Genomic DNA, 19,784 nt, shown 5'->3' with positions numbered 1-19,784 from the left:
GGATCGCCGTGCTCGGAAAATGCGAACTCTAAGGAGAGAGAAACCATGACGGACAAAATCAAGTATGTCGCCATCAATGGCTCGGAGCGGGTGGATGGCAACAATGCCAGGGCACTGGAGTGGGCAGCCGAGTACCTGGAGAAGCAGGATGTGATCCTCGAGGTCTTTTCACTGGCCAGCGCCAAGATCGACCCCTGTGGGGCCTGCGGCGACTGCAACTTTCGCAACGAGCCTTGCGCGCAGAAGGATGACGCCGCCCGCGCCGTGCGACTCATGGAAGAGAGCGATGGCGTGATCTTTGCCTGCGCGGTCCATGGCTTTGGCGCAACCCCATTGATGTCGGCGTTCCTGGAACGGGTCGGAACCGGATTCCTGCGCCACGATCGCACCCTCACCAACAAGGTCGCCGGGGTCATGGTGACTGGCCGGCGCATGGGGCACGTGGAGGTCTACAACCAGATGCTCCAGTGCGCCCTGCTCAACCGCATGATCATGGTCGGCTACGGCTTCCCGGCGATGCTGGTGGGCGACAAGAAAGGCGAAGTCCTGGGCGACAAGGAAGGCATGGAAATGCTGCGCCGGATGCTCGATCGCATGGTCTCCATGACCCGCCTGCTGCGCGAGCACGAACGGCTCACAGGCCAGCCGGTACTGCAGGTCTCGGTGCCCGGGGAACGCCATCGCGAGGGCACGGACGGCAAATTCTTCGTTCCGGCCAAGTCAGACATGTACCAGGCCAAGGCCGCCCAGCACTGCAACTTCGATGTGGTTGGCGACTGAGCTGCGTAGCGCAACGGCACAATAGCTATCGAGAATCTTATGAGCATTAGAACGACCTGCGTTGGCCTCACCGACGCCCTCCTGCGGGACTGGATCGTAGCGGAACACTTCGAGCGCCTGGCGGATGCAACGGTGGCACAGATTGCCCAGGCCTATGTCGGAGTCTATTCGGCCCGACCGACCAGTTGGCTGGCAGTCATGGCGCGCAATCGCAACCTCGATCGCAAGGCGGTACTGGCCATGGAAAACGCCAGCGACCTGCTACGAATCCCCGGCATGCGACGCTCCAAGTTCCTGCTTCCCGGCGAACTGGCGGCCAAGGTCTTCGCCGCCACCCGCTTGCCCCTGGCCAACCACGAGTGGCGCCTGCGGGACGTCGGGCTCGGCCTGGACGATTACCGGCGACTGCTACCGGCACTGGTCGCGCTGGGCACCGGCGCCACCCTGAACCTGTCAGACATCGGCAAACAACTGGACCTGCCGGGGCCCCAGGCCCGTGCGGTGACATCGGTCGCCGCCTATGACGGCGCGCTGGTGCGTGTCCCGGCGACGAACCAATGGTCCAGCCGCTGGCTTTACTCCGCCGCTCCGGAAGGCTTGCTGCCCGGTGATGGCGTCCCCCTGGACCGCGACCAGCTGCAGCGCGATCTGGCCGCGCGCTACCTCGAGCACTACGGACCGGTCACCGTCGATGACCTGGCCTGGTGGCTCGGGGTTTCGAAGGAAACCGCACGCACGCTGCTTCAAGCCTGCGCAGCCTGCCAGATCGCCGACCAGATGTGGCACAGCCAGGCGGGACTGGCACGTCTTGAACAATTCATCCAAAGCACCACCTCCCCGGCAAGCGCGCAGATTCGCTTCCTGCCGGCCTGGGACCCCCTGGTAATGGGTTATGCCCCGGGTTCGAGGCAGCGCGCCTGCCTGGGGCTGGAACGGGTCGGCGGCTACGACTCGGCCGGGAACGGCCGGCCGGTGGTGCTCATCGGCGGCCGCGCGGTCGCCACCTGGAACACCGCGGCCAAGGGCAGCAAGCGCTCCCTTAGCGTCGATGCCTCGACACTCGCCGACCAGGAGCGCGAAGCCGTACTTGAAGCGGCCTCGCTACTGGCGCAACAGATCGGGGCTTTTCATGAAATCCAGAACACAACAACAGCGTGACAACAGGGAAGGCACGAACAAGATGAGGGACGACATGACATCACTACCCCCCGAAGCACCAGCGCTGCCAGGCAACGAGCGCAGCCTGTGGGACGCGTTCGCAAGCCCGGCGGCCGGACAACCGGCCAGCGACACCCGGGAGCAGGAAGACCTTGCCCTGCCCCCTGGCCTGGCGGCCAGCATGAACGACCTGACAACGGTCGCTGCGATCCTGGGCTCGCTGCTCAGCCCCGAAGGCCGAGTCGTCCTGGGAGTCCACGCAGACGGCAAGTCATTGCAGCTGGGCGTCGATGGCACCGCTCTGAACCTGGCAGAAGACGCCCGGGCCTATATCGCCCAGTTGCGCGCTGACGCCGAAGCGGCCCAGGGCGAGCCAGCCGTGCGCGCCGACATCGAGATCAGCGATGGCACCCACCTGCCACAGGCGCAATCCCCGGTCTGGCTACTGGTGCAGGAAGGTCGCTGCCAGCTATCGGTACGCAGCGATCGCATGACACCGGCCATGCGCCTGGAACTGCTTGAGCTGGTGCACTTCGCCTGCGCCCGGGTACTCGATCCCAAGGCCCTGCCGGCGGCTGCGCTGCAGCCTGCCTGCCCGGTTCCTGAGGAAACCGCCCCCCGTGAATTTCTCGTGGAGCGCATCTACCGCCATGTACAGAGCAAGCCGTCGGCGGTGGCGATCGTGGACGACAACAGCGGCCGTAGCCTGACCTACGCCGAGCTCTGGGACGCCTCCGAGGCGCTGGTCCAGCACATCCGCGAACGCGTCACTTCCCGCCGCTCGAGCCCGCGCCTGGCGCTGTTCCTGGAGCGCGGCTGGCAACACCTGGCCTCGATCATCGCTGTGCAGCGCATGGGGGGCACCTGCGTACTGATCGACCCGGCCCACCCCGATGAACGCATCCGCGCCTTTATCGAAGAATGCACTCCGCATGCGGTCCTGACCGCTGGCAGCACCAGCGAACGGGCCCGGGACCTGGTGACCTATCCGCAGTTGGATATCGACAAGGTGCAGGTACGCCCCAGCCACGTCGACTGGGAACATGGCAAGTGGGTCGAGACGACCAACGAAGCCTGCTTTATCGCCGGCACCTCCGGCAGCACCGGGCGGCCCAAGGCCGTGTGCCTGTCCTATCGCGGGATGGCCGCTACCCTGGATGCCATTATCGAACAGGCCGGGCTGGACGAGCACAGTCGCGGCTCCTGGCTGTCGTCGCCGGGCTACGGAATGGTCGAGGTCGATCCGTTGCCGGTCCTGTGCGCTGGCGGCACCGTCTGCATTCCGGGCCCGCAGGTGCTGCAGGACGTCAACCTGCTGGCACGCTGGCTGCTCGAAGGCGACATGAACCATACCCTGGCCATGACCTCCATCGCCGAAGCGCTGTGGGCCACGGGAATCCGCACCGGCCTGCGCACCATGCTGATCGCCGGTGAACGCTGCAAGCAATGGCCACCCACCGACCTGGGCTATCGGGTGATCAATGTCTATGGTTCGGCAGAGGCGGCGGTGGTTTCCATCGAAGACCTGAGTGCCCCGCGCCGCACCCTGCTGCCCTCGGTAGGACGGGCGATTCCCGGCGCCCAGATGTACGTGGTCGACCGCCATGGCCAGCAACTGGCGGCGCGTTGCGTGGGCGAGCTGATCATCACCGGCGAGACGCTGTCGGTGGGCTACGTGAACCCCGAGGACACGAAGAAAGCGTTTCGTGGCAACACCCTGGATACCACGTCCCCCCTGCAATACAGCACCGGCGATCGGGCACGGATGGCCGCCGATGGCACCGTGGAAATCTTCGGACGCACCGACTCGGTGGTCAAGATCCGCGGACATCGGGTCGACCTGACCGAACTGGAGATCACCGCGCTGCAAGTACCGGGCGTGGTGAAGGCCGCGGCCAACTGCTTGAGCAACGACCTGGGCGCGACCCTGGCCTTGTTCCTGGAGCTGGCGCCGGACGCCGTGGAGGTGGTCGCCCAGGTGCGCAAGCACCTGGCCACCCGCCTGCACCCGGCCGCGCAGCCTGGCCAGATCGTGACCGGCGCCCTGCCCCTGGGACGCAACGGCAAGGTCGACTACAGCGCACTGCAGGTCGGCCCCATCGAACGCGATGCGAACCAGACCCTGTTTGTCCCGGTGACCCAGGCAGACCACGCCGTACGTGATTGCTGGCTGGCCTGGACGCTGTGCGAAGAAGCGACCCTGGAGTCGAGCTTCTTCGACGCCGGCGGCGACTCCCTGCGCGCCTTGCGCATGGTCGGCGAGCTGGCCTGCAAGCACGGCATCCATGTACAGATGGGGGCATTCCTCGAGGAGCCGGTACTGGCGAACCTGGTCCGCCTGGCCAACGCCTCGCGTGATACCCAGTTGCCGAAGTTCGAGCACCTGCCGGCGCAGCAGCAACTGCTGCCATTCGAACTCAATGAAAGCCAGCAGGCCTTGTGGATCGGCCGCGGCTCGTTCTACGACTACGGCGGCGTCGGTTGCCAGGGCTACTTCGAGTGGGAAGTCGAAGCCCTGGATCGCGAGCGCTTCACCCGGGCCGTGGGCTTGCTGGTCGAGCGCCATCCGATGCTGCGCATGACCATCGACGCCAGCGGTCGCCAGAGTATCGGCGATGTCGACGGGACCCAGGCGGTGGAGTTCGTCGACCTGAGCGCCATGGAGGCAGACCAGATCGAACTCGAGATCGATCGGGTCCGTGAACGCATGGCCAACGAAGAAATCGGCACCACCCAGTGGCCGCTGTTCCAGTTCCGCATCAGCCGCATCAGCGCCGCCACCAGTCGCGTGCACCTGTGCATCGACATGCTGATCGCCGACGCCTGGTCGATTTTCCAGGTGATCATCCCTGACCTGATCGACCTCTACCTGGAAGACGAGCCGCAGTTGCCGGTGCTCCAGACCAGCTTCCACGACTACGTCGCTTATCGCCAACTGGTGCTCAAGAGCGCCCAGTACCAGGCCGATCGCGAATACTGGCTGGACAAGATCAACCATCTGCCGGCGGCACCGCGCCTGCCGCAGCTGGAGCCGGGAGAGTTCGAGGGCCAGTCGCGCTTCGAACGGCACGAAGGCACTCTCGCCGTCGCTGCCTGGGAACGACTCCAGGCCAAGGCCCAGGCCCGCAACATCTCGCCATCCGGGGTGGTTGCACTGGCCTTGTGCGAAGTGTTGCGCTGCTGGAGCGAAGAGGATCGGTTCACCCTGAACTTCCCGGTCTCCGACCGGATGCCGGTCAGCGCCGATATCGACCAGGTCGTCGGGGACTTCACCAATACCCTGCTGGTGCCCTACGAAACCGCCGCCGGCGATACCCTGGAGGCTCGCGGCCAGCAATTGCAAGGCGCCATCTGGCAGGCGCTGGACCACCGGCTGTTCAACGGCGTCGAAGTGCTGCGCGAGTTGGCCCGGGTCCGGCGCAGCGGCGGTGCGCCGCTGATGCCAATCGTCCTCACCAGCCTGCTCGGACACCCCGGGCGCCACGACGCGGCCCGTCTTGGCCAGGAAGTCTACGGCGTTTCGCAGACGCCCCAAGTCACCCTGGATGTGCAGCTGCGCGAGTCCGAAGGCACCTTGTACTTCAAATGGGACTACCTCACCGGGGTCATTCGCCCCGAGGTTGTGGAAGCGATGTTCGGTGCCTTCTGCACCCTGTTGCAGCAATTGGCGGACGACAGCGAGATCTGGCAACGCACCTGGCTCGACCTGCGCCCTGGTGCACAGATCGAAGTGCGCGACGCGGTGAACGCGACCCAGGCCCCTGTACCGCCCGTCCATCTGCGTGACCTGCTGCTGGCACGGGTTGCCGAGCGCGCCGAAGAAGTCGCCGTCATCGATACCCTGGGCAGCTACAGCTGGGGCGAGATCGGCCGGGCCGCGACCCGGATCGCCGCGATGATCCAGCAAGCCCATACGCCTGGCGAGCGCTTCGTCGGGATCGTGCTGCCCAAGGGCAGCGGGCACTACGCAGCCGTCTACGGCTGCTTGCTGGCCGGGGTCGGTTATGTACCGGTGGATATCGACCTGCCGTCCGAGCGTATCCGCTCGGTGTTGTCCCAGGCCGGGGTGACCACGGTCATCGCAGGCGCCGATACCCAGTTGCCCGAGCAGGTACAGCGACTGGTGCTGGCGGAGCAGGACCTGCGCGCCTGGGCCCAGCAGCACACTGACCTGACACTGGCGCCGCTGGCGGCGGACTACTCGCCGTACGTGATCTTCACCTCCGGCTCCACCGGCAACCCCAAGGGCGTCGAGATTCCCGAGGTGGCGGTGGTCAACCATGTGTACGACGTCGTCGAGCGCTTCGGCCTGGACGCCTCAGCCCGCCACCTGGCCACAGCCGCGCTGCATTTCGACATGTCGGTCTTCGATATCTTCGGCCCCCTGCTGCATGGCGGCTCGGTGGTGGTGCCCGCCCAGGCGGCAGGGCCCGACCCGGATGCCTGGCTACGCCTGCAGCGTCGCCACGGCGTGACGTTCTGGGCTTGCGTGCCGGCCATCATGGACCTGCTGTGCAGCGTTGCAGAGACCGCGCGCAGCTTCTCGGCGGTGGAGTCGCTGGCCAACATCGTCATGGCGGGCGACTGGATCCCCATGCCGTTGCTGCCACGGGCCAGGGCGCTGTATCCGCAGGCGCGGCTGTACTCCTGCGGCGGCCCTACCGAGACCACCAACTGGTCGGTGCTGCACGAGATCGACGAGCAGGAAGGCCAACTGGTGCGTTCGGTGATCTACGGCGCGCCAATGCGCAACTCGGCTTATCACATCATCGCCGGCGACTGGACCGATTGCCCGGACTGGGTTCCCGGGGAAATGCTGGTGGAAAGCGATATCTCCCTGGCCTGCGGCTACATCGGCCAACCGGAGCTGACCCGCAAGGCCTTTGTCCAGCATCCGCGCAGCGGGCGACGCATGTACCGCACCGGCGACCTGGGACGCTACCTGCCCAACGGTGAGATCGAGATCCTGGGGCGTATCGACAACCAGATCAAACTCAACGGCCTGCGTATCGAGCTGGGTGAAATCGAGAGCGTGGCCGAGTCCTGCCCCGGCGTCTCGCGAGCCTGCGCCGTAGCGCTGCCGGGCCCGGACGGGCATCCCAAGCAGATCGCCCTGGTGTATGTCGGCGAGCCGGACCTGGCCTCGGCAATCACCCAGGCCCTGACCCTGCGGCTGCCTGCCTACATGGTGCCGAAGTCTGTCCAGCCGCTGACCCAATTGCCCCTGTCGAAGAACGGCAAGGTGGATGTACTTGCCCTGCGTGAACTCCTGAGGAATGACATGAAAGACTCCAATAGCAAGACTCCGCAAACCATCCTGCGCACCGTGATCCGAGTCATCGCCAGTCATCTGGAGGAGCCGGTAATACTGCCCGAGGACAACTTCTTCGACCTGGGCGGCGATTCGCTGTCGGCGATGAAGATCAAGATCGAACTCGAGTCCCAGCTGTCCATCGCCGTGCCCCTGGAAAACCTCATGCTCACCGAGACCATCAGTGAGTTCGCCAGCAGCCTGAACGCGGGGAGCCAGCCATGATCAAGGACGCCCTGCACCAGCAATGGCTGGACGATGTGGACGCTTATCTGGAGGGGCGTACCACGCCACAGGAACTGGAGACCAAGGGGCAGTCGCGGGCCCGGGAAGTCTTGGACTATGTCCAGGAGCGCTCGGCATTCTATGCCGGGCACCTGCGCTCGCAAGCCGGCAGCCCCAGTGCCCTGCCGGCGCTGGATGGCGTTCCCTTCACCACCAAGGATGACTTGCGCTGCGTGGGCCGCTCGGTTTGCAGCCTGCCATTCGACCAGATCGCGGTGTACTACGAGACCACCGGGACCACCGGGCTGCCGACCCCCTGCCCTCGAGCCGCGATCGATGTCGAGACCAGTGGAGCCTATGTACAGAAGGCCGTCGCCGACCTGTACCAATCGACCTTCGGCACCACCAACGCCCTGACGGCGATCATGGGTCCGTCGGAGTTGTATGCATTCGGCGATACCTATGGCGAAGTCTGCCGCAACCTGGGGATTCCCTATGTGCGGCTGTGGCCGGAAAGCCCACGGGTCGGCCTGGCCAAGGCCGCCCAGTTGATCAGCGACCTGGGCGTACGCTCGCTGATTTGCTCGCCCGCCGTGGCCCTGGCCCTGGCCCGCCTCTATGTAAGCCAGGGCATCGATCCGCGCGAGACCGCAGTAGGCCAGATCATGGTGCTGGGCGAGCTGTGCACGCCACAGATGCTGAGCAATATCGCCCGGGTCTGGAACGCCCATTGCACCCATGGCCTGTACGGCTCCCAGGAAGCCCATGCGGTGGCCACCGGCTGCGCCAACGGCAACCTGCACTTCTCCGAAACCAACTACCTGGCGGAGATTCTCCCGGTCCCGGGCATGGAGGGCGATGTGGGCGAGTTGTGCCTGACGATGCTCGTGCCCGGGGCCAAGCCGCTGATCCGCTATCGCACCGGCGACCTGGCGCGGCTGCATTCGGCCGAGGAATGCGGGTGCGGCAATCGCTCCCGTTGCCTGCGGGTCTTTGGCCGGGTGGGTGATGTGATGACCCTGGGCGGTCGCCAGGTGGTGCCGGCACTGATCGAATCGGCGGTGCTGGGTGCCGCCGAGTGGGTCTCTGGCTACGAGGTCAAGATCCGCACCGCCAGCGATGGCAGTGACCATGTCGAGGTATCGATGGTGGCGGGTATCGGCGAGCGCTCGGTGGCCCAGGTACAGGAACAGATGGCCAGCCAGTTCGGCACCTCGGTCCAGTTGCAACTGGAACAGAGCCTGGACCCACGGACCGAGACCGGGGCCTACATCTCCTGGAAGCACGCCCGTATCCGCGACCAACGGGAGTCGGCCCTGTGAGTTCATTACAAGCCATCCCCCTGTGGAGCGTGGAGCATCACGAGGTCGCCGACGCAGCGCCGGTCGCCCGGGTGCGCCGCGGCTTGCTCGGGCTCTATCCCTGCCCGGCGCTGTTCGAGACCGGTGCGGGATTCCTGCCGGTCGACGGCAACCAGACCACCTTCATGATCGACCTTCTGCTGGAGTTCAAGCTGGTCAATGGTGCCTGGCACCTGTCGGCCAGCGAGCCCTTCGAATGGGCCCTGGCGGCCTGCGAGCAGGTACTCAACGATCCACAGTCGAGCCTGTGCGAACGCCTGCGGCGCGTGGCCCAGACCCTGGCGCTGCCTGAGGGTTTTCCACTGGTACTGGCCCTGGGCTACAGCGCCGCGCGCTTCGTCGAGAACCTGCCGGGAATGGCCATCGAGCAGGATGTGCCGGAAGTGCTGGTACGGGTCTACCGGCATGTGGTCCGCTACGAAGCCCCTCAAGGCCCGGCGCGGATCGATGTGCTCAACGCCGACGCGAATGCGGGTGCGGACCTTGAGGCCCTGTTCGAGGTGCTTCGCCAGCCGCCTGCGGCATCGGCGCCTGGCCTCGCCGTGGACAGCGCCGTGGTCGAGGATGTCACCGATCGCGAAGGGTTCTGCGCGGCCGTTTCCCGGGCCAAGGAGTACATCCGTTCTGGTGATATCTACCAGGTGCAGCTGTGTCGCCGGGCGGTCTCGAATGCGTCGATCGCCCCGGTGGATCTCTACGAACGCCTGGCATCGGTCAACCCGGCGCCCTACATGTACTACCTGGACCTTGCCGACCTGCATGTCGTGTCATCGAGCCCCGAGCTGATGATCCGCCTCCAGGACGGCGTGGCCCAGGTCCGCCCCATCGCCGGGACCATGAGTCGGGGGGACCTGCGTGGCAACGCGCTGGACAAGATTCCCAAGGAAGCCGCCGAGCACCTGATGCTCGTGGACCTGGCGCGCAACGACCTGGCTCGCTGCGCCGTCCCCGGGGGCGTGCAGGTGAGCTCGTTCATGCAGCAGGACACCTATGGGTCCCTGCTGCACCTGGTCTCGACCGTGGAAACCCGGGTGCGCGAGCACTGCGATGTCTGGGACCTGATCGTGGCCAACTTCCCGGCGGGCACCATGACCGGTGCCCCCAAGGTCCGGGCCATGGAGATCATCGCCGAACTGGAAGGCACCACTCGCGGGCTCTACACCGGTTGTGCCGGCTACATCACCGGGGCCAACAGCGCGGTGCTGGCGCTGACGATCCGTACGATCGTCGGTAATGCCGGGCACTACGTACTGCAGGCTGCCGCCGGCGTCGTCGCCGACTCCCGGGCCGAGGACGAATGGAACGAGGCGGGAGCGAAGATCCGTTCGTTTTCCCGAGCGATGGGGGCCTGCGCATGAAAGTGATGCTAATCGACGCCTTCGACAGCTTCGTCTATGTCATCGAGCAGTACTATTCGGCCGCCGGTGCGCAGACCAAGGTCGTTCGCGTCAACGACGACCCGCTTGCCCACTATCGGCAGTGGCAACCGCAGTTGCTGGTCCTGGGACCCGGCCCGGGTACTCCCGAGGACCATGGTTACCCGCAGATAATTCGTGCGATGGATGAACAGCAGGCTATTTTTGGTGTCTGCCTGGGGCACCAGGCACTGGGCGAACATTTTGGCTGGAAGCTCACTCGTGCGCCTACCACCGAACATGGCAAGTACGCCCAGGTCCACCACGACGCCAAGGGCATTTTCCAGGATGTGCCTTCGGCGCTCACCGTGGTGCGCTATCACTCGCTGGCGATCACCGAGCCGCCAACGCCCACCGCCCTGATGGCCACGGCCTATTCGGACGATGGCGTGAACATGGCGGCGCGGCACCGTACCCGGCCAATTGAAAGCGTGCAGTTTCACCCCGAGAGCATTGGTACCGACTACGGAATTCAAATGATCCGTAACTCGCTGGCCCTGGCCAGCGTCAACGCCATGAGCTGATCGCTCGAGGAAAAACCTGGGTGCCGGCCGGATGCCGGCCGACACCCATTACATCTAAGGATTGGATAGACATGACTCAAACACCCGAGAATGCAACGCTCAATGAAAAACGATGGCAGGCACTGGCTGTCATCTCGATCATCCAGCTGATCCTGCTGCTGGATGCCACCGTGGTGAACGTGGCACTGCCACGCATCAAGCACGAACTGGGGCTCACGGATGGGTCCCTGACCTGGGTAGTCAATGCCTACCTCATCACCGCCGGATCGCTCCTGCTGCTGGGCGGACGCATCGGCGACGCCTTTGGCGTACGTCGCACCTTCCAGGTCGGCGTGGTGATCTTCGGTGCATTTTCCTTGCTGGCGACCTTCGCCCAGGATGCCACGGTGCTGATCATCAGCCGTGCCGGACAAGGGGTGGGTGAAGCCCTGGCGTCGGCCACCGGCCTGGCCATGGTGTCGCTGCTGTTTCCTTCCGGCCCTGAACGCGGCAAGGCGTTTGGCATCTGGGCGGCATTGGGCGGCCTGGGCTCGATCATCGGCGTGCTGCTGTCCGGCGTACTGACTCACTACCTGTCCTGGCGCTGGGTCTTCGGGATCAACGTACCGGTCGTCCTGCTGCTGATCGTCGCCACCATGGTCATGATTCCCAAGTTCGCCCATCGCGTTTCCACTCCTCTGGACCTGGGCAACGCCTTGATCCTGGTGGTGGCCGTCGCCGCGACCGTCATGGCCGTGATGGGCTCCGGCGTCGAGCACCTGCCTGGACAACGGGTAGCACTCCTGGTGCTGGGCCTGCTGGGCATCGCCCTGGTACTGCGTCGTTGCAAGCGCTCGGAAAACGGCATCGTTCCTGCTCGCCTGATGACCCGCTCGCCGCGCCTGGCCGGCTACGCCATCGTGGCCATCCTGGCCGCGACCTCCGGTGCCTTGTTCTACCTGGGCGTGCTGTTGCTGCAGGAATACCTCGGCCTGAGTCCGATGCAGACTGGCCTGGCCTGGCTGCCGTTCTGCCTGGGCTTCTTCCCTGGGATCTTCCTTTGCCAGTTCGTCATGCAGCGTTGGAGCCCGCAGACCGCAGCGGTCGTGGGCCTGATGACCTCGGCAGTGGGTTTTGCCCTGTTTGCCTTTGGCGTGCCCCTGCACAGCTACTGGCTGGGCATGTTCCCCGCCATGCTGGTGACCTCCATTGGCTTTGGTTGTGTCGCACCGGTTGCACAGTCGCTGGCCACCAGTGACCTCAGTGAGGCAGACGCCGGTGCCGGCTCGGGCATCACCACCACCATCCAGCAGTTGTTCCAGGTGTTTGGCGTCAGCTCGCTGGCTGCCGTGGCCCTAGCTGTCTCCGATAACAGCGGTGCGCCGACCATTGCCGCCAACGGTTTCGTCAGCGCTTTCGCACTGTCGGCCCTGGCGATGTTCGGTGGTGCCTTGCTGATCTGGGCCGGGCGCAACGCCCTGGCTCTGGAGCCCGCCCCATCGAGCCCACAGGCATAGGTTATCGTCATGCATCAGAACTACCTGATCCCTCCCTTCAAGGGACCACTCGCGACGCTTGGCAGCGTCGCGGGACTGCGGGAAAAATGGACCGGGGCGATGCTTGACCAGACGGGGCGCGCCTATTGCGGCGCGCTGCGCCTGGACTTCAGCGCACAGTGTGACCAGGCACAGGTATTCGACGCCGTGGCCCAGACCCTGGCACGGCATCCGATCCTGGCGGCCCGATTCGAGATCGACGGCGAACAGCTGGTCGGCCATGCCCCCAGCGAGCCAGACTTGCGTCAAGCGTTGCGCGAGCAACTGGGCAAGGTGCAGGACGCCATCACCGATCAGGACTTCCTGGCCTATCGGGCCCGGCAGGCCTCTGAGCCGGGACTGCGCATCGCCTCGGCCGTGGACCACGACGGCCTGCACATCTGGATCGGCTTCTGGGTCTATACCTGCGACGGCGCATCGATCGATCTGCTGCTGGACGATATCGCCCGGCACTACCAGGGTCAGCCCCCGGTATCCGGCACCGCCTGGAACGACTATTGCCAGACCCAGCAACTGGCCGAACAGACGGTCAGCGCGGCGCAACAGCTGGAGGTCTACCCGCACACCGGCCCCTACGGGCTCGATGCACTGCGCACCAAAGGCAGTAGCGGCATGGGGCGCATGCAAAGCCTGAAGTTCACCAGCAACGTACCTCGCAGCAGGGTCCTGACCTACGCCAAGGCCCAGCGTGTGACGCCGTTCGTGCTGCTGCTGGCGATCTACCAGCGGGCCATCAGTGCCGTGAGTGGCGTGAGCACCGTGGTGACCGGCGTACCTTTCGCCAATCGCTCGGAAGCTGCAGCGCAGACGCTGGTGGGGCCGTTGTCCAACACGGTTCCAGTCAGCACCCGGCATGAGCCTGGCGAACCACTGGATGCGGTGATCAAGCGTGTACAGCGGGCGGTAATCAATGCCTCGGCGCGCCAGGGCATCGAACCGGCAGCGCTGTATCCCGAGGGCATGTCGACACGCACCGCCGGTTTCGAATTGCCGTTCGCGCAGTTGTTCAACGCCTGGAACTCGCGCAGCGCAGGTAGCCGTATCAGCCTGGGCGAGGAGCAGTGGATGAGCTTGCAACTGTTGCCGAACGACACCTGCCGCGTGGCCTTCGAGATCACCCTGGATGAGCACACCGAGGACATCTCGGGGCGAATCGACATGGACGCCGCCGCTTATGGCGACCAGGCCGGACGGGTTATCGAGCAGATTGTCCACGACCTGCAAGGTATCCCCCACGACTGACCGGCCGCACCGGTAGGCAGGCAACGAGCAGAGCGCGGATCGAGCAGTCCCGCGCCCTTCAGGGCCGCAGCGAGGCTTGCGGTCCAGTGCAGGGGTAACCTTGCATATGCTTTGCCAAAGCCAATGACGCGCCTCTGCGCTCATCTGGCTTGACCCTCAGGGCCAAAGATCCCGAATATTCGGGATCTTCCGCTCGAGCGTACCGATCATGAACCGCATACGCCCCTACCAAGCCAGTGACCTGGCGGCCTGCCTGGAGCTGTTCGACAGCAATACCCCGGCCTTCTTCGATCCGCTGGAGCGCGACGACTTCAAGCATTTCCTGGAGCACTCGCCAGACTGTTTCCTGGTCATCGAGCGCGACCGGCAGATCGTCGCCTGCGGTGGTTATGCCATGCGCCCGGAGGATGCCACGGCCAGCCTGTGCTGGGGCATGGTCGACCAGACGCTGCATGGCCAAGGCCTGGGGCAGCAGTTGACCCAAGCCCGGCTCCTGGCCATCCGCGAGTTGGGCCAGGCCAGGACCGTACGCATCAGCACCAGCCAGCACAGCCAGGGCTTCTACGCCAACCTGGGCTTCGTGCCGGGCAAGATCACCACCGACGGCCACGGCCCCGGCCTTGACTGCTGGGATATGCATTTGACGCTGGAATAGACGCCGGACCCAGCGGCCTCAATCCCTGACGATTCCAGGTGTCCTGGGTGGTTGCCGGGTACGGTCAGGATGGTCGCGCTCGATGAACTGGCGCAGGCCCTCCCGGGTTTCGGCCTGATGCACCGAACGGTTGAAGCACTGGGCCTCGATCTTCAAGCCCTCGGCCAGTGGCAGGCCGTAGCCACGAATGGCTGCTTCCTTGTCCGTACGCAGTGCCGGCTGCGGCAGTTGTGCCAGGGCATTGGCCAGCTCCAGGGCCCGGGCCAGCGAATGCCCCTTGGGCACGACTTCATTGACCAGGCCAATGCGATAGGCCTCCTGGGCATCGATCACCTTGCCGGTGAGAATCAGCTCCAGCGCCCGGCCCATGCCGACGATCCGGGGCAGGCGCTGGGTCCCGCCATCCCCCAGGCCGATGTTCCAGCGCCGACAGGTCACGCCGAACGAGGCATGCTCCTCGGCGATGCGCATGTCGGCAAAACAGGCCCACTCCAGGCCGCCGGCATAGGCCACGCCATTGACCGCGGCGATGACCGGTTTGTACAGATCGGTCCAGCGGCTGGGGCCGATAATGCCCGGGCGCTCGCCGCGATCATGGGCGGCAACCTCCTCGGGACTGTGGGGCACCAGTTGCGCCGCCGCCTTCAGGTCGCCACCTGCGCAAAAGGCCTTGTCGCCAGTTCCGGTGATGATCGCCACCAGCGCCTGCTCGTCATCGCGAAAGCGCGTCCAGGCTTGCAGCAGTTCCAGATGGGTGACAGGCCCGATGCAATTGCGCTGTTCGGGGCGGTTGAAGCGAATCACCACCACGGGTCCATGTTGCTCGTAGGCTATTTCACTGAATGTCATGGGCATGGGTTCCTTGGGTCCTGGGCCAGCATCGATTATAGGCAGCCTCAGGCATTGGCTCGGGCTGGCTGGCGCCGGGCCTCGTTCGCCGTTACGCTGCTGCCGCACCCGACCACCAAGGCTTGCCGCTCATGTCTTGCTCCGCCCAGTTCTGGCGCGATCCGCACCTGCCCTACGTCGAAAGCCGTCGGGCGTGTGACAGCCGTGCCAATTACAAGGCCCATAGCCACCCCACCCTTTCCATCGGCGCGGTCGACCATGGCACGAGCCTGTTCAGCGGCGCGGCGGAGGGGCCGACACTGATTCGCTCCGGCAGCCTGGTCTGGGTTCCAGCCGGTTGCGTGCATGCCTGCAACCCTCGCCCGGGCGAAGCCTGGAGTTACCAGATGCTGCACCTGGATGCCGACTGGGTAGAGGCCATTTGCCGGGAGCGCTCCCCTGGCCCCGGCGCACTTCGCGACCAGGTGCTGCTCAGCGATGATCCGGATCGCTACCAGCGCTTCTGCCAGCTCAATGCCCTGCTGTTTTCCAACGCCAGTTGGCAAGACAAGGACGTGGCGCTGATCGAGTTCGTCGGTGACTTCTCCAGCCCCGGGCAGCCGGCGATTGCCCTGGCTGCCGATCCTGCCCGGGCCAGTGCCGGCGTGCAGCGGGTGATCGCCCTGCTGCAACATCAGCCCCAGGCCGTGAACACCCTACAGAGCCTGGCGCACCTGGCCGGGATGAGCCGCTATCAGTTGATCCGGGCCTTTCGTGCCGCTACGGGGATGACGCCCCACGCCTACCAATTGAACCAGCGCGTCATCCAGGCCCGCGCTTGCCTGCAGGTTGGCGAGCCTGCCGCGGCATTGGCCCAGCGCCTGGGCTTCGCCGACCAGGCGCACTTTCAACGGGTGTTCAAGGCCCACGTCGGCGTCACCCCCGGGCGGTACCGTAATGCTTGATCCCAGCAGGGGCGAAGCTTGCTTGCGAGGGTCGTGAACGGTAGCGCCTGTTGATTGGATAAACCCATCGCGGGCAAGCCTGGCTCCTGCATTTCCTTGACGGGTCGGCATTGCCGGCGGTACCGGGCTTGATCGGCGCGCAATTTTCTTCAATACCCAAGTTCCTGGCGCACAGCAGACTTCCCGCCCTTTTGCTTGCTGGAGGTCTTGATCGTGATCGAACAGTTCCTGTTGGTGGCCGCTGCACATTTTCTGGCGCTACTGTCCCCCGGCCCCGATTTCTTCCTGGTGGCCCGCATGTCCATGGCCGGCGGTTGGCGCTCGGCCACCGGCGCCTGCCTGGGCATTGCCCTGGCCAATGGCGTCTTCATCGTCCTGGCGTTTGCCGGGGTCTCGGTGTTCAGCCCCGAAGGCCAGCTGTTCCTGGTGATCCAACTGGCCGGGTGCGTTTACCTGCTGTACATGGGCTGGTTGTTTATCCGCCATGCCGGTGCCAGCACCTTAGCCACTGTGGCTTGCGACCAGCGCTCGCAAACTGCCAGCTGGTCCCGCGGGCTGGGCATGGGGCTGGCTTCGGGCCTTCTCAACCCCAAGAACGCCCTGTTCTACGCGAGCCTGGCGTCCCTGGTCGGGGCCGGCCTGGGCAGCGGCTGGAAACTGCTCTATGGCCTGTGGATGTTCAGTGCGGTGCTAGCCTGGGATGTGCTGGTGGCCGTGGCCATCGGCAATGATCGGGTTCGCCAGCGGTTCGCCCGGGCCCTGCCGTGGTTGGAAAGAAGCACCGGAGTGACCCTGATCCTGCTGGCCCTGGCAGTGATCGGCGCGACCTGGTTGCGGCGCTAGGCAGGCCAGGAAGCGCGTCGGGAGGAAAGTTACAAATCAACAACAAACCAACAATCTGCTGTCATGCCCTTAACCGATATTGTCGGACAAGCCTCAGGCCATCGGACGGAACCCCGCGCCCCTACCCTCCTCTTTATTTCACCCAAGGAGTACTCGCCATGCCCCAACAGCCCCGCCTGGGATGCGGCGCAGCCATCGTTCGCGATGGCCAACTACTGCTGGTCAAGCGCCTGCGGGCCCCCGAGGCCGGTCACTGGGGCCTGCCTGGTGGCAAGGTCGATTGGCTGGAGCCGGTGGAGCAAGCCATGCGCCGGGAGATCCTCGAAGAGCTGGGCTTGACGCTGCAGGAGGTCAGCCTGCTCTGCGTGGTGGACCAGATCGACCCGCAATGCCAGGAGCATTGGGTCGCCCCGGTATACCTGACCTCGGCACCGGAGATGGCGCCGTGCAACCTGGAGCCGGAAAAACACAGCCAGATCGCCTGGTTCGAGCTGGACCGGCTACCGCAACCCCTGACCCAGGCCACCCGTACCGCCGTGCGCGCGCTGGTGCGCATGGCCGCGGTGGAAAGTTGAGCCTCGGTATCCGCTGGGCCTGCGTCTCACTGCTGGCCGTTGCCAGCCTGGCCAGCGCCACGCCGGAGCCCTCGGCACCGCTGCCGGCGCCGCAGTACCGGCAGTTGGCCCGCCCCGACGGCTCGCGAATCGACTACTACCTGCTACAACGCAATCCCCGCCTGCCGGCGCAATCGCTGCTGGTGATCCTCCAGGGCTCGGATTGCAACAGCGTGAGCCGCATCCCCAGCATCCGGAAGTTGCTCCTGGCCATGCCCGAGGCCGATGTACTGACGGTGGAGAAGTACGGCATCGATGCAACGCTGCCCTACGACCAGGACAGTGAGCGCGCGGACTGCCCGGCCCCCTACTTGCTCAACGACAGCCCCAGCCAGCGTGTGACAGACCTGCAGGCTGTCATCGAGCACCTGCGCCAGCGGCGGGCCTACCCGCGCATCGTCGCCCTGGGAGGCAGCGAAGGTGCGGTGATCGCCCACGCCCTGGCGGCTCGTTCGCCCGCCATCGATGCCACCGTGGCGTTCAATGGGGGTGGCCGCTGGTTCCTCGATGACCTGCTGCACAGTGTCGATCGCGCTGGTGGGGACCCGGCGCAGCAGCACCAGGCGCGCCAGGGGCTTCTGGCCTTCGTCGAGCAGATGCGCCGGCAATCGGCGGCCGACGTGCAAGCCAGTGGCCATGGCAGTCGCTGGTGGCAAGAAGTGCTGGAACTGGATCAACAAGCGCTGCTGCAGGCCAGCCGCGTGCCGGCGTTGATCATCCAGGCCTCGGCCGATGAGGCGGTATCGGTCAACGCAGTGACCGACCTGATCGAGCAACTGCGCCGCAACGGCCGGTCGAACCTGACATTTCGCGCCTATCCCGGCCTCGACCATCGACTGAGCGACCGCGACGGCCAGAGCCAGATGGCCGCCGTGGTGCAGGACATCGCCCTATGGCTCAGGCAGTTGCCGACGGTCGCGGATGAGCATGGCTGAGGCCGGCCACGGGCCAGTGAAGTGCGACCGATGGCCGCAGGCTTTGGTCTAATTAGCCCGCCGCGGCCCTCGTCCGTTTGTTACCATGCGCGGGTTTTTTGCCTGTCTGGCTGTTCAAAGGGCGTTATTTCATGAGTGTTTTATTGACTCGCCGCACGCTGCTCACCAGCGCCGGAGTACTCGGCCTGGGCCTGCTGGCCGGTTGCGACAACAGTCCCCGGCTGTCCTTCAAGTACGGCAAGGACCTGAGCAATCAGATCCTCGGCCGTACCTTCAAACTCACCGATTCACAGGGCGAAACCAAGTCGCTGTCCAGCTACCGCGGCCTGATGCCAATGATCTTCTTCGGCTTCACCCAATGCCCGGCGGTCTGCCCCACGACCCTGGCCCGGGCGGCACAGGCCAAGAAGCTGATGGGCCGCGACGGCGATCGCCTCAAGGTGGTGTTCATCACCCTGGACCCGGAACGCGACACCCCTGCCGTACTGGATGCCTACGTCAAGGCGTTCGATCCCAGCTTCGAAGCGCTGTACGGCACCCTGGAGGAAACCGCGGCCACGGCCAAGGAGTTCGGCGTGTTCTACGAGAAGATCCCCAGCGGCGATACCTATACCCTCTCGCACACCGCCACCAGTTTTGTCTACGACTCACGGGGCACCTTGCGCCTGGGCCTGTCCCAGTCCCTCAACGCCCAGGAGTGCGCAGAAGATCTGCTCACCGTCATGGAGGTCTGTTAATGACTCTGCAACCCCGCCCATCCCGTCTCAAATCCGCCCTGCTGCTGGCCTCCCTGCTGGGCCTGGCCAATGCCGCCAGCGCCGCGACCCAGGTCGACAACGCCTGGGTCCGCGCCACCGTCGCCGGCCAGCACGCCAGCGGCGCCTTCATGGACATCACCGCCAGCAGCGATAGCAAGCTGGTCCAGGTGCAGTCGCCCGTGGCCAAGAACGTGCAGATCCACCAGTCGAGCATGCACAACGATGTGATGAGCATGCAGCAAGTGGATGCCGTCACCCTGCCGGCCGGCCAGAAGGTCAGCCTGGATACCCACGGCTACCACGTGATGCTCATGGAGCTGACCGGCCAGATCAAGGCCGGCGACAAGGTGCCACTGACGCTGATCGTGGAAAACGCCAAGGGCGAGAAGGAAAGCATCAAGGTCGATGCCGAGGCCCGCGCCCTGAATGCGCCAGACCACGGTTCCATGGACCATGGTTCGATGGACCACAGCATGATGAAGCACTGAGGCCAGCCTCGGTCCCACACGCTGTACGGTCCTGAAAAAGCCGCTGCCCACACCGGGCAGCGGCTTTTTTCATTTAGGCCACCCGGTTCCGGCGTTGCCAGGAGCGAACCTGCCTGTACCGCACAAGCTGTGCTGTAGGCAGGCGTT

At 65.2% G+C, this 19,784-nt stretch carries 16 protein-coding genes; 15 read left to right on the top strand and 1 reads right to left on the bottom strand.

Annotation, left to right across the window (positions count from 1 at the left end; all coding sequences use genetic code 11):
• Window positions 1-45: 45 nt before the first annotated feature.
• The 9 genes from ATY02_RS15575 (at window position 46) to ATY02_RS15535 (ending at window position 14,206) form a co-directional block, all read left to right on the top strand.
• Entirely contained in the window at window positions 46-780 is a 735-nt protein-coding gene (locus ATY02_RS15575) for a flavodoxin family protein (protein ID WP_068580001.1), read from the top strand.
• 39 nt (window positions 781-819) lie between these two features.
• Window positions 820-1,938, top strand: coding sequence for a DNA glycosylase AlkZ-like family protein (locus tag ATY02_RS15570; RefSeq protein WP_068580002.1), 1,119 nt, complete (start codon window positions 820-822; stop codon window positions 1,936-1,938).
• A gap of 34 nt (window positions 1,939-1,972) precedes the next feature.
• Window positions 1,973-7,474: a non-ribosomal peptide synthetase gene (locus ATY02_RS15565; protein WP_228022289.1), complete on the top strand. Its 5,502-nt coding sequence runs from the start codon at window positions 1,973-1,975 to the stop codon at window positions 7,472-7,474.
• The gene (locus tag ATY02_RS15560) at window positions 7,471-8,796 is read left to right on the top strand and encodes a phenylacetate--CoA ligase family protein (RefSeq protein WP_068580006.1); all 1,326 of its coding nucleotides are present in this window, start codon (window positions 7,471-7,473) and stop codon (window positions 8,794-8,796) included. Before ATY02_RS15565 ends, ATY02_RS15560 begins: the two co-directional genes overlap by 4 nt.
• Window positions 8,793-10,193 carry an anthranilate synthase component I family protein gene (locus ATY02_RS15555; protein WP_068580008.1) on the top strand — a complete coding sequence of 467 codons (1,401 nt, stop codon included), beginning with the start codon at window positions 8,793-8,795 and terminating at the stop codon, window positions 10,191-10,193. The genes ATY02_RS15560 and ATY02_RS15555 overlap by 4 nt, the downstream gene beginning before the upstream one ends.
• Entirely contained in the window at window positions 10,190-10,774 is a 585-nt protein-coding gene (locus tag ATY02_RS15550) for an aminodeoxychorismate/anthranilate synthase component II (protein WP_068580010.1), read from the top strand. The genes ATY02_RS15555 and ATY02_RS15550 overlap by 4 nt, the downstream gene beginning before the upstream one ends.
• Window positions 10,775-10,845: 71 nt before the next feature.
• Complete coding sequence (locus ATY02_RS15545; protein WP_068580013.1) at window positions 10,846-12,270, top strand: MFS transporter; 1,425 nt, start codon at window positions 10,846-10,848, stop codon at window positions 12,268-12,270.
• Between the two features lie 99 nt (window positions 12,271-12,369).
• A complete protein-coding gene (locus ATY02_RS15540; protein WP_083236629.1) occupies window positions 12,370-13,551 on the top strand; it encodes a condensation domain-containing protein in 1,182 nt (393 codons plus the stop codon).
• Between the two features lie 208 nt (window positions 13,552-13,759).
• Window positions 13,760-14,206 (top strand): GNAT family N-acetyltransferase, encoded by a 447-nt coding sequence (locus ATY02_RS15535; protein WP_068587234.1) that lies wholly within the window; start codon window positions 13,760-13,762, stop codon window positions 14,204-14,206.
• An 18-nt stretch (window positions 14,207-14,224) separates the two neighbouring features.
• Here ATY02_RS15535 and ATY02_RS15530 read toward each other — a convergent pair whose 3' ends face one another.
• Window positions 14,225-15,055, bottom strand: a complete 831-nt coding sequence (locus tag ATY02_RS15530) for an enoyl-CoA hydratase/isomerase family protein (protein WP_068587235.1) — start codon at window positions 15,053-15,055, stop codon at window positions 14,225-14,227.
• A 131-nt stretch (window positions 15,056-15,186) separates the two neighbouring features.
• On the opposite strand from ATY02_RS15530, the gene ATY02_RS15525 reads away from it, so the two are divergent.
• The 6 genes from ATY02_RS15525 (at window position 15,187) to ATY02_RS15500 (ending at window position 19,637) form a co-directional block, all read left to right on the top strand.
• Window positions 15,187-15,999: an AraC family transcriptional regulator gene (locus ATY02_RS15525; RefSeq protein WP_068587236.1), complete on the top strand. Its 813-nt coding sequence runs from the start codon at window positions 15,187-15,189 to the stop codon at window positions 15,997-15,999.
• Between the two features lie 216 nt (window positions 16,000-16,215).
• A complete protein-coding gene (locus ATY02_RS15520; protein ID WP_068587285.1) occupies window positions 16,216-16,842 on the top strand; it encodes a LysE family translocator in 627 nt (208 codons plus the stop codon).
• A gap of 158 nt (window positions 16,843-17,000) precedes the next feature.
• The gene (locus ATY02_RS15515) at window positions 17,001-17,417 is read left to right on the top strand and encodes an NUDIX hydrolase (RefSeq protein WP_068587237.1); all 417 of its coding nucleotides are present in this window, start codon (window positions 17,001-17,003) and stop codon (window positions 17,415-17,417) included.
• The gene (locus ATY02_RS15510; RefSeq protein WP_141698148.1) at window positions 17,414-18,391 is read left to right on the top strand and encodes an alpha/beta hydrolase family protein; all 978 of its coding nucleotides are present in this window, start codon (window positions 17,414-17,416) and stop codon (window positions 18,389-18,391) included. Before ATY02_RS15515 ends, ATY02_RS15510 begins: the two co-directional genes overlap by 4 nt.
• 131 nt (window positions 18,392-18,522) lie before the next feature.
• Window positions 18,523-19,128 carry an SCO family protein gene (locus tag ATY02_RS15505; protein WP_068587288.1) on the top strand — a complete coding sequence of 202 codons (606 nt, stop codon included), beginning with the start codon at window positions 18,523-18,525 and terminating at the stop codon, window positions 19,126-19,128.
• Window positions 19,128-19,637 carry a copper chaperone PCu(A)C gene (locus ATY02_RS15500; protein ID WP_068587243.1) on the top strand — a complete coding sequence of 170 codons (510 nt, stop codon included), beginning with the start codon at window positions 19,128-19,130 and terminating at the stop codon, window positions 19,635-19,637. Before ATY02_RS15505 ends, ATY02_RS15500 begins: the two co-directional genes overlap by 1 nt.
• Window positions 19,638-19,784: the final 147 nt, after the last annotated feature.

Source organism: Pseudomonas sp. BIOMIG1BAC (assembly GCF_001705995.2).
In the GTDB taxonomy this organism is placed as follows: Bacteria; Pseudomonadota; Gammaproteobacteria; order Pseudomonadales; family Pseudomonadaceae; genus Aquipseudomonas; species Aquipseudomonas sessilinigenes.
Note: the sequence above shows the minus strand (reverse complement) of the source record. Positions and strands in the feature narration are given on the sequence as shown.

Bases quoted from the DNA above. Each gene is read 5' to 3' on its own strand.
- ATY02_RS15515 (WP_068587237.1), top strand. From the start codon at position 17,001: ATGCCCCAACAGCCCCGCCTGGGATGCGGCGCAGCCATCGTTCGCGAT.
- ATY02_RS15550 (WP_068580010.1), top strand. From the start codon at position 10,190: ATGAAAGTGATGCTAATCGACGCCTTCGACAGCTTCGTCTATGTCATC.
- ATY02_RS15565 (WP_228022289.1), top strand. From the start codon at position 1,973: ATGACATCACTACCCCCCGAAGCACCAGCGCTGCCAGGCAACGAGCGC.
- ATY02_RS15560 (WP_068580006.1), top strand. From the start codon at position 7,471: ATGATCAAGGACGCCCTGCACCAGCAATGGCTGGACGATGTGGACGCT.
- ATY02_RS15525 (WP_068587236.1), top strand. From the start codon at position 15,187: ATGTCTTGCTCCGCCCAGTTCTGGCGCGATCCGCACCTGCCCTACGTC.
- ATY02_RS15505 (WP_068587288.1), top strand. From the start codon at position 18,523: ATGAGTGTTTTATTGACTCGCCGCACGCTGCTCACCAGCGCCGGAGTA.
- ATY02_RS15575 (WP_068580001.1), top strand. From the start codon at position 46: ATGACGGACAAAATCAAGTATGTCGCCATCAATGGCTCGGAGCGGGTG.
- ATY02_RS15545 (WP_068580013.1), top strand. From the start codon at position 10,846: ATGACTCAAACACCCGAGAATGCAACGCTCAATGAAAAACGATGGCAG.
- ATY02_RS15535 (WP_068587234.1), top strand. From the start codon at position 13,760: ATGAACCGCATACGCCCCTACCAAGCCAGTGACCTGGCGGCCTGCCTG.
- ATY02_RS15570 (WP_068580002.1), top strand. From the start codon at position 820: ATGAGCATTAGAACGACCTGCGTTGGCCTCACCGACGCCCTCCTGCGG.
- ATY02_RS15500 (WP_068587243.1), top strand. From the start codon at position 19,128: ATGACTCTGCAACCCCGCCCATCCCGTCTCAAATCCGCCCTGCTGCTG.
- ATY02_RS15530 (WP_068587235.1), bottom strand. From the start codon at position 15,055: ATGACATTCAGTGAAATAGCCTACGAGCAACATGGACCCGTGGTGGTG.
- ATY02_RS15540 (WP_083236629.1), top strand. From the start codon at position 12,370: ATGCTTGACCAGACGGGGCGCGCCTATTGCGGCGCGCTGCGCCTGGAC.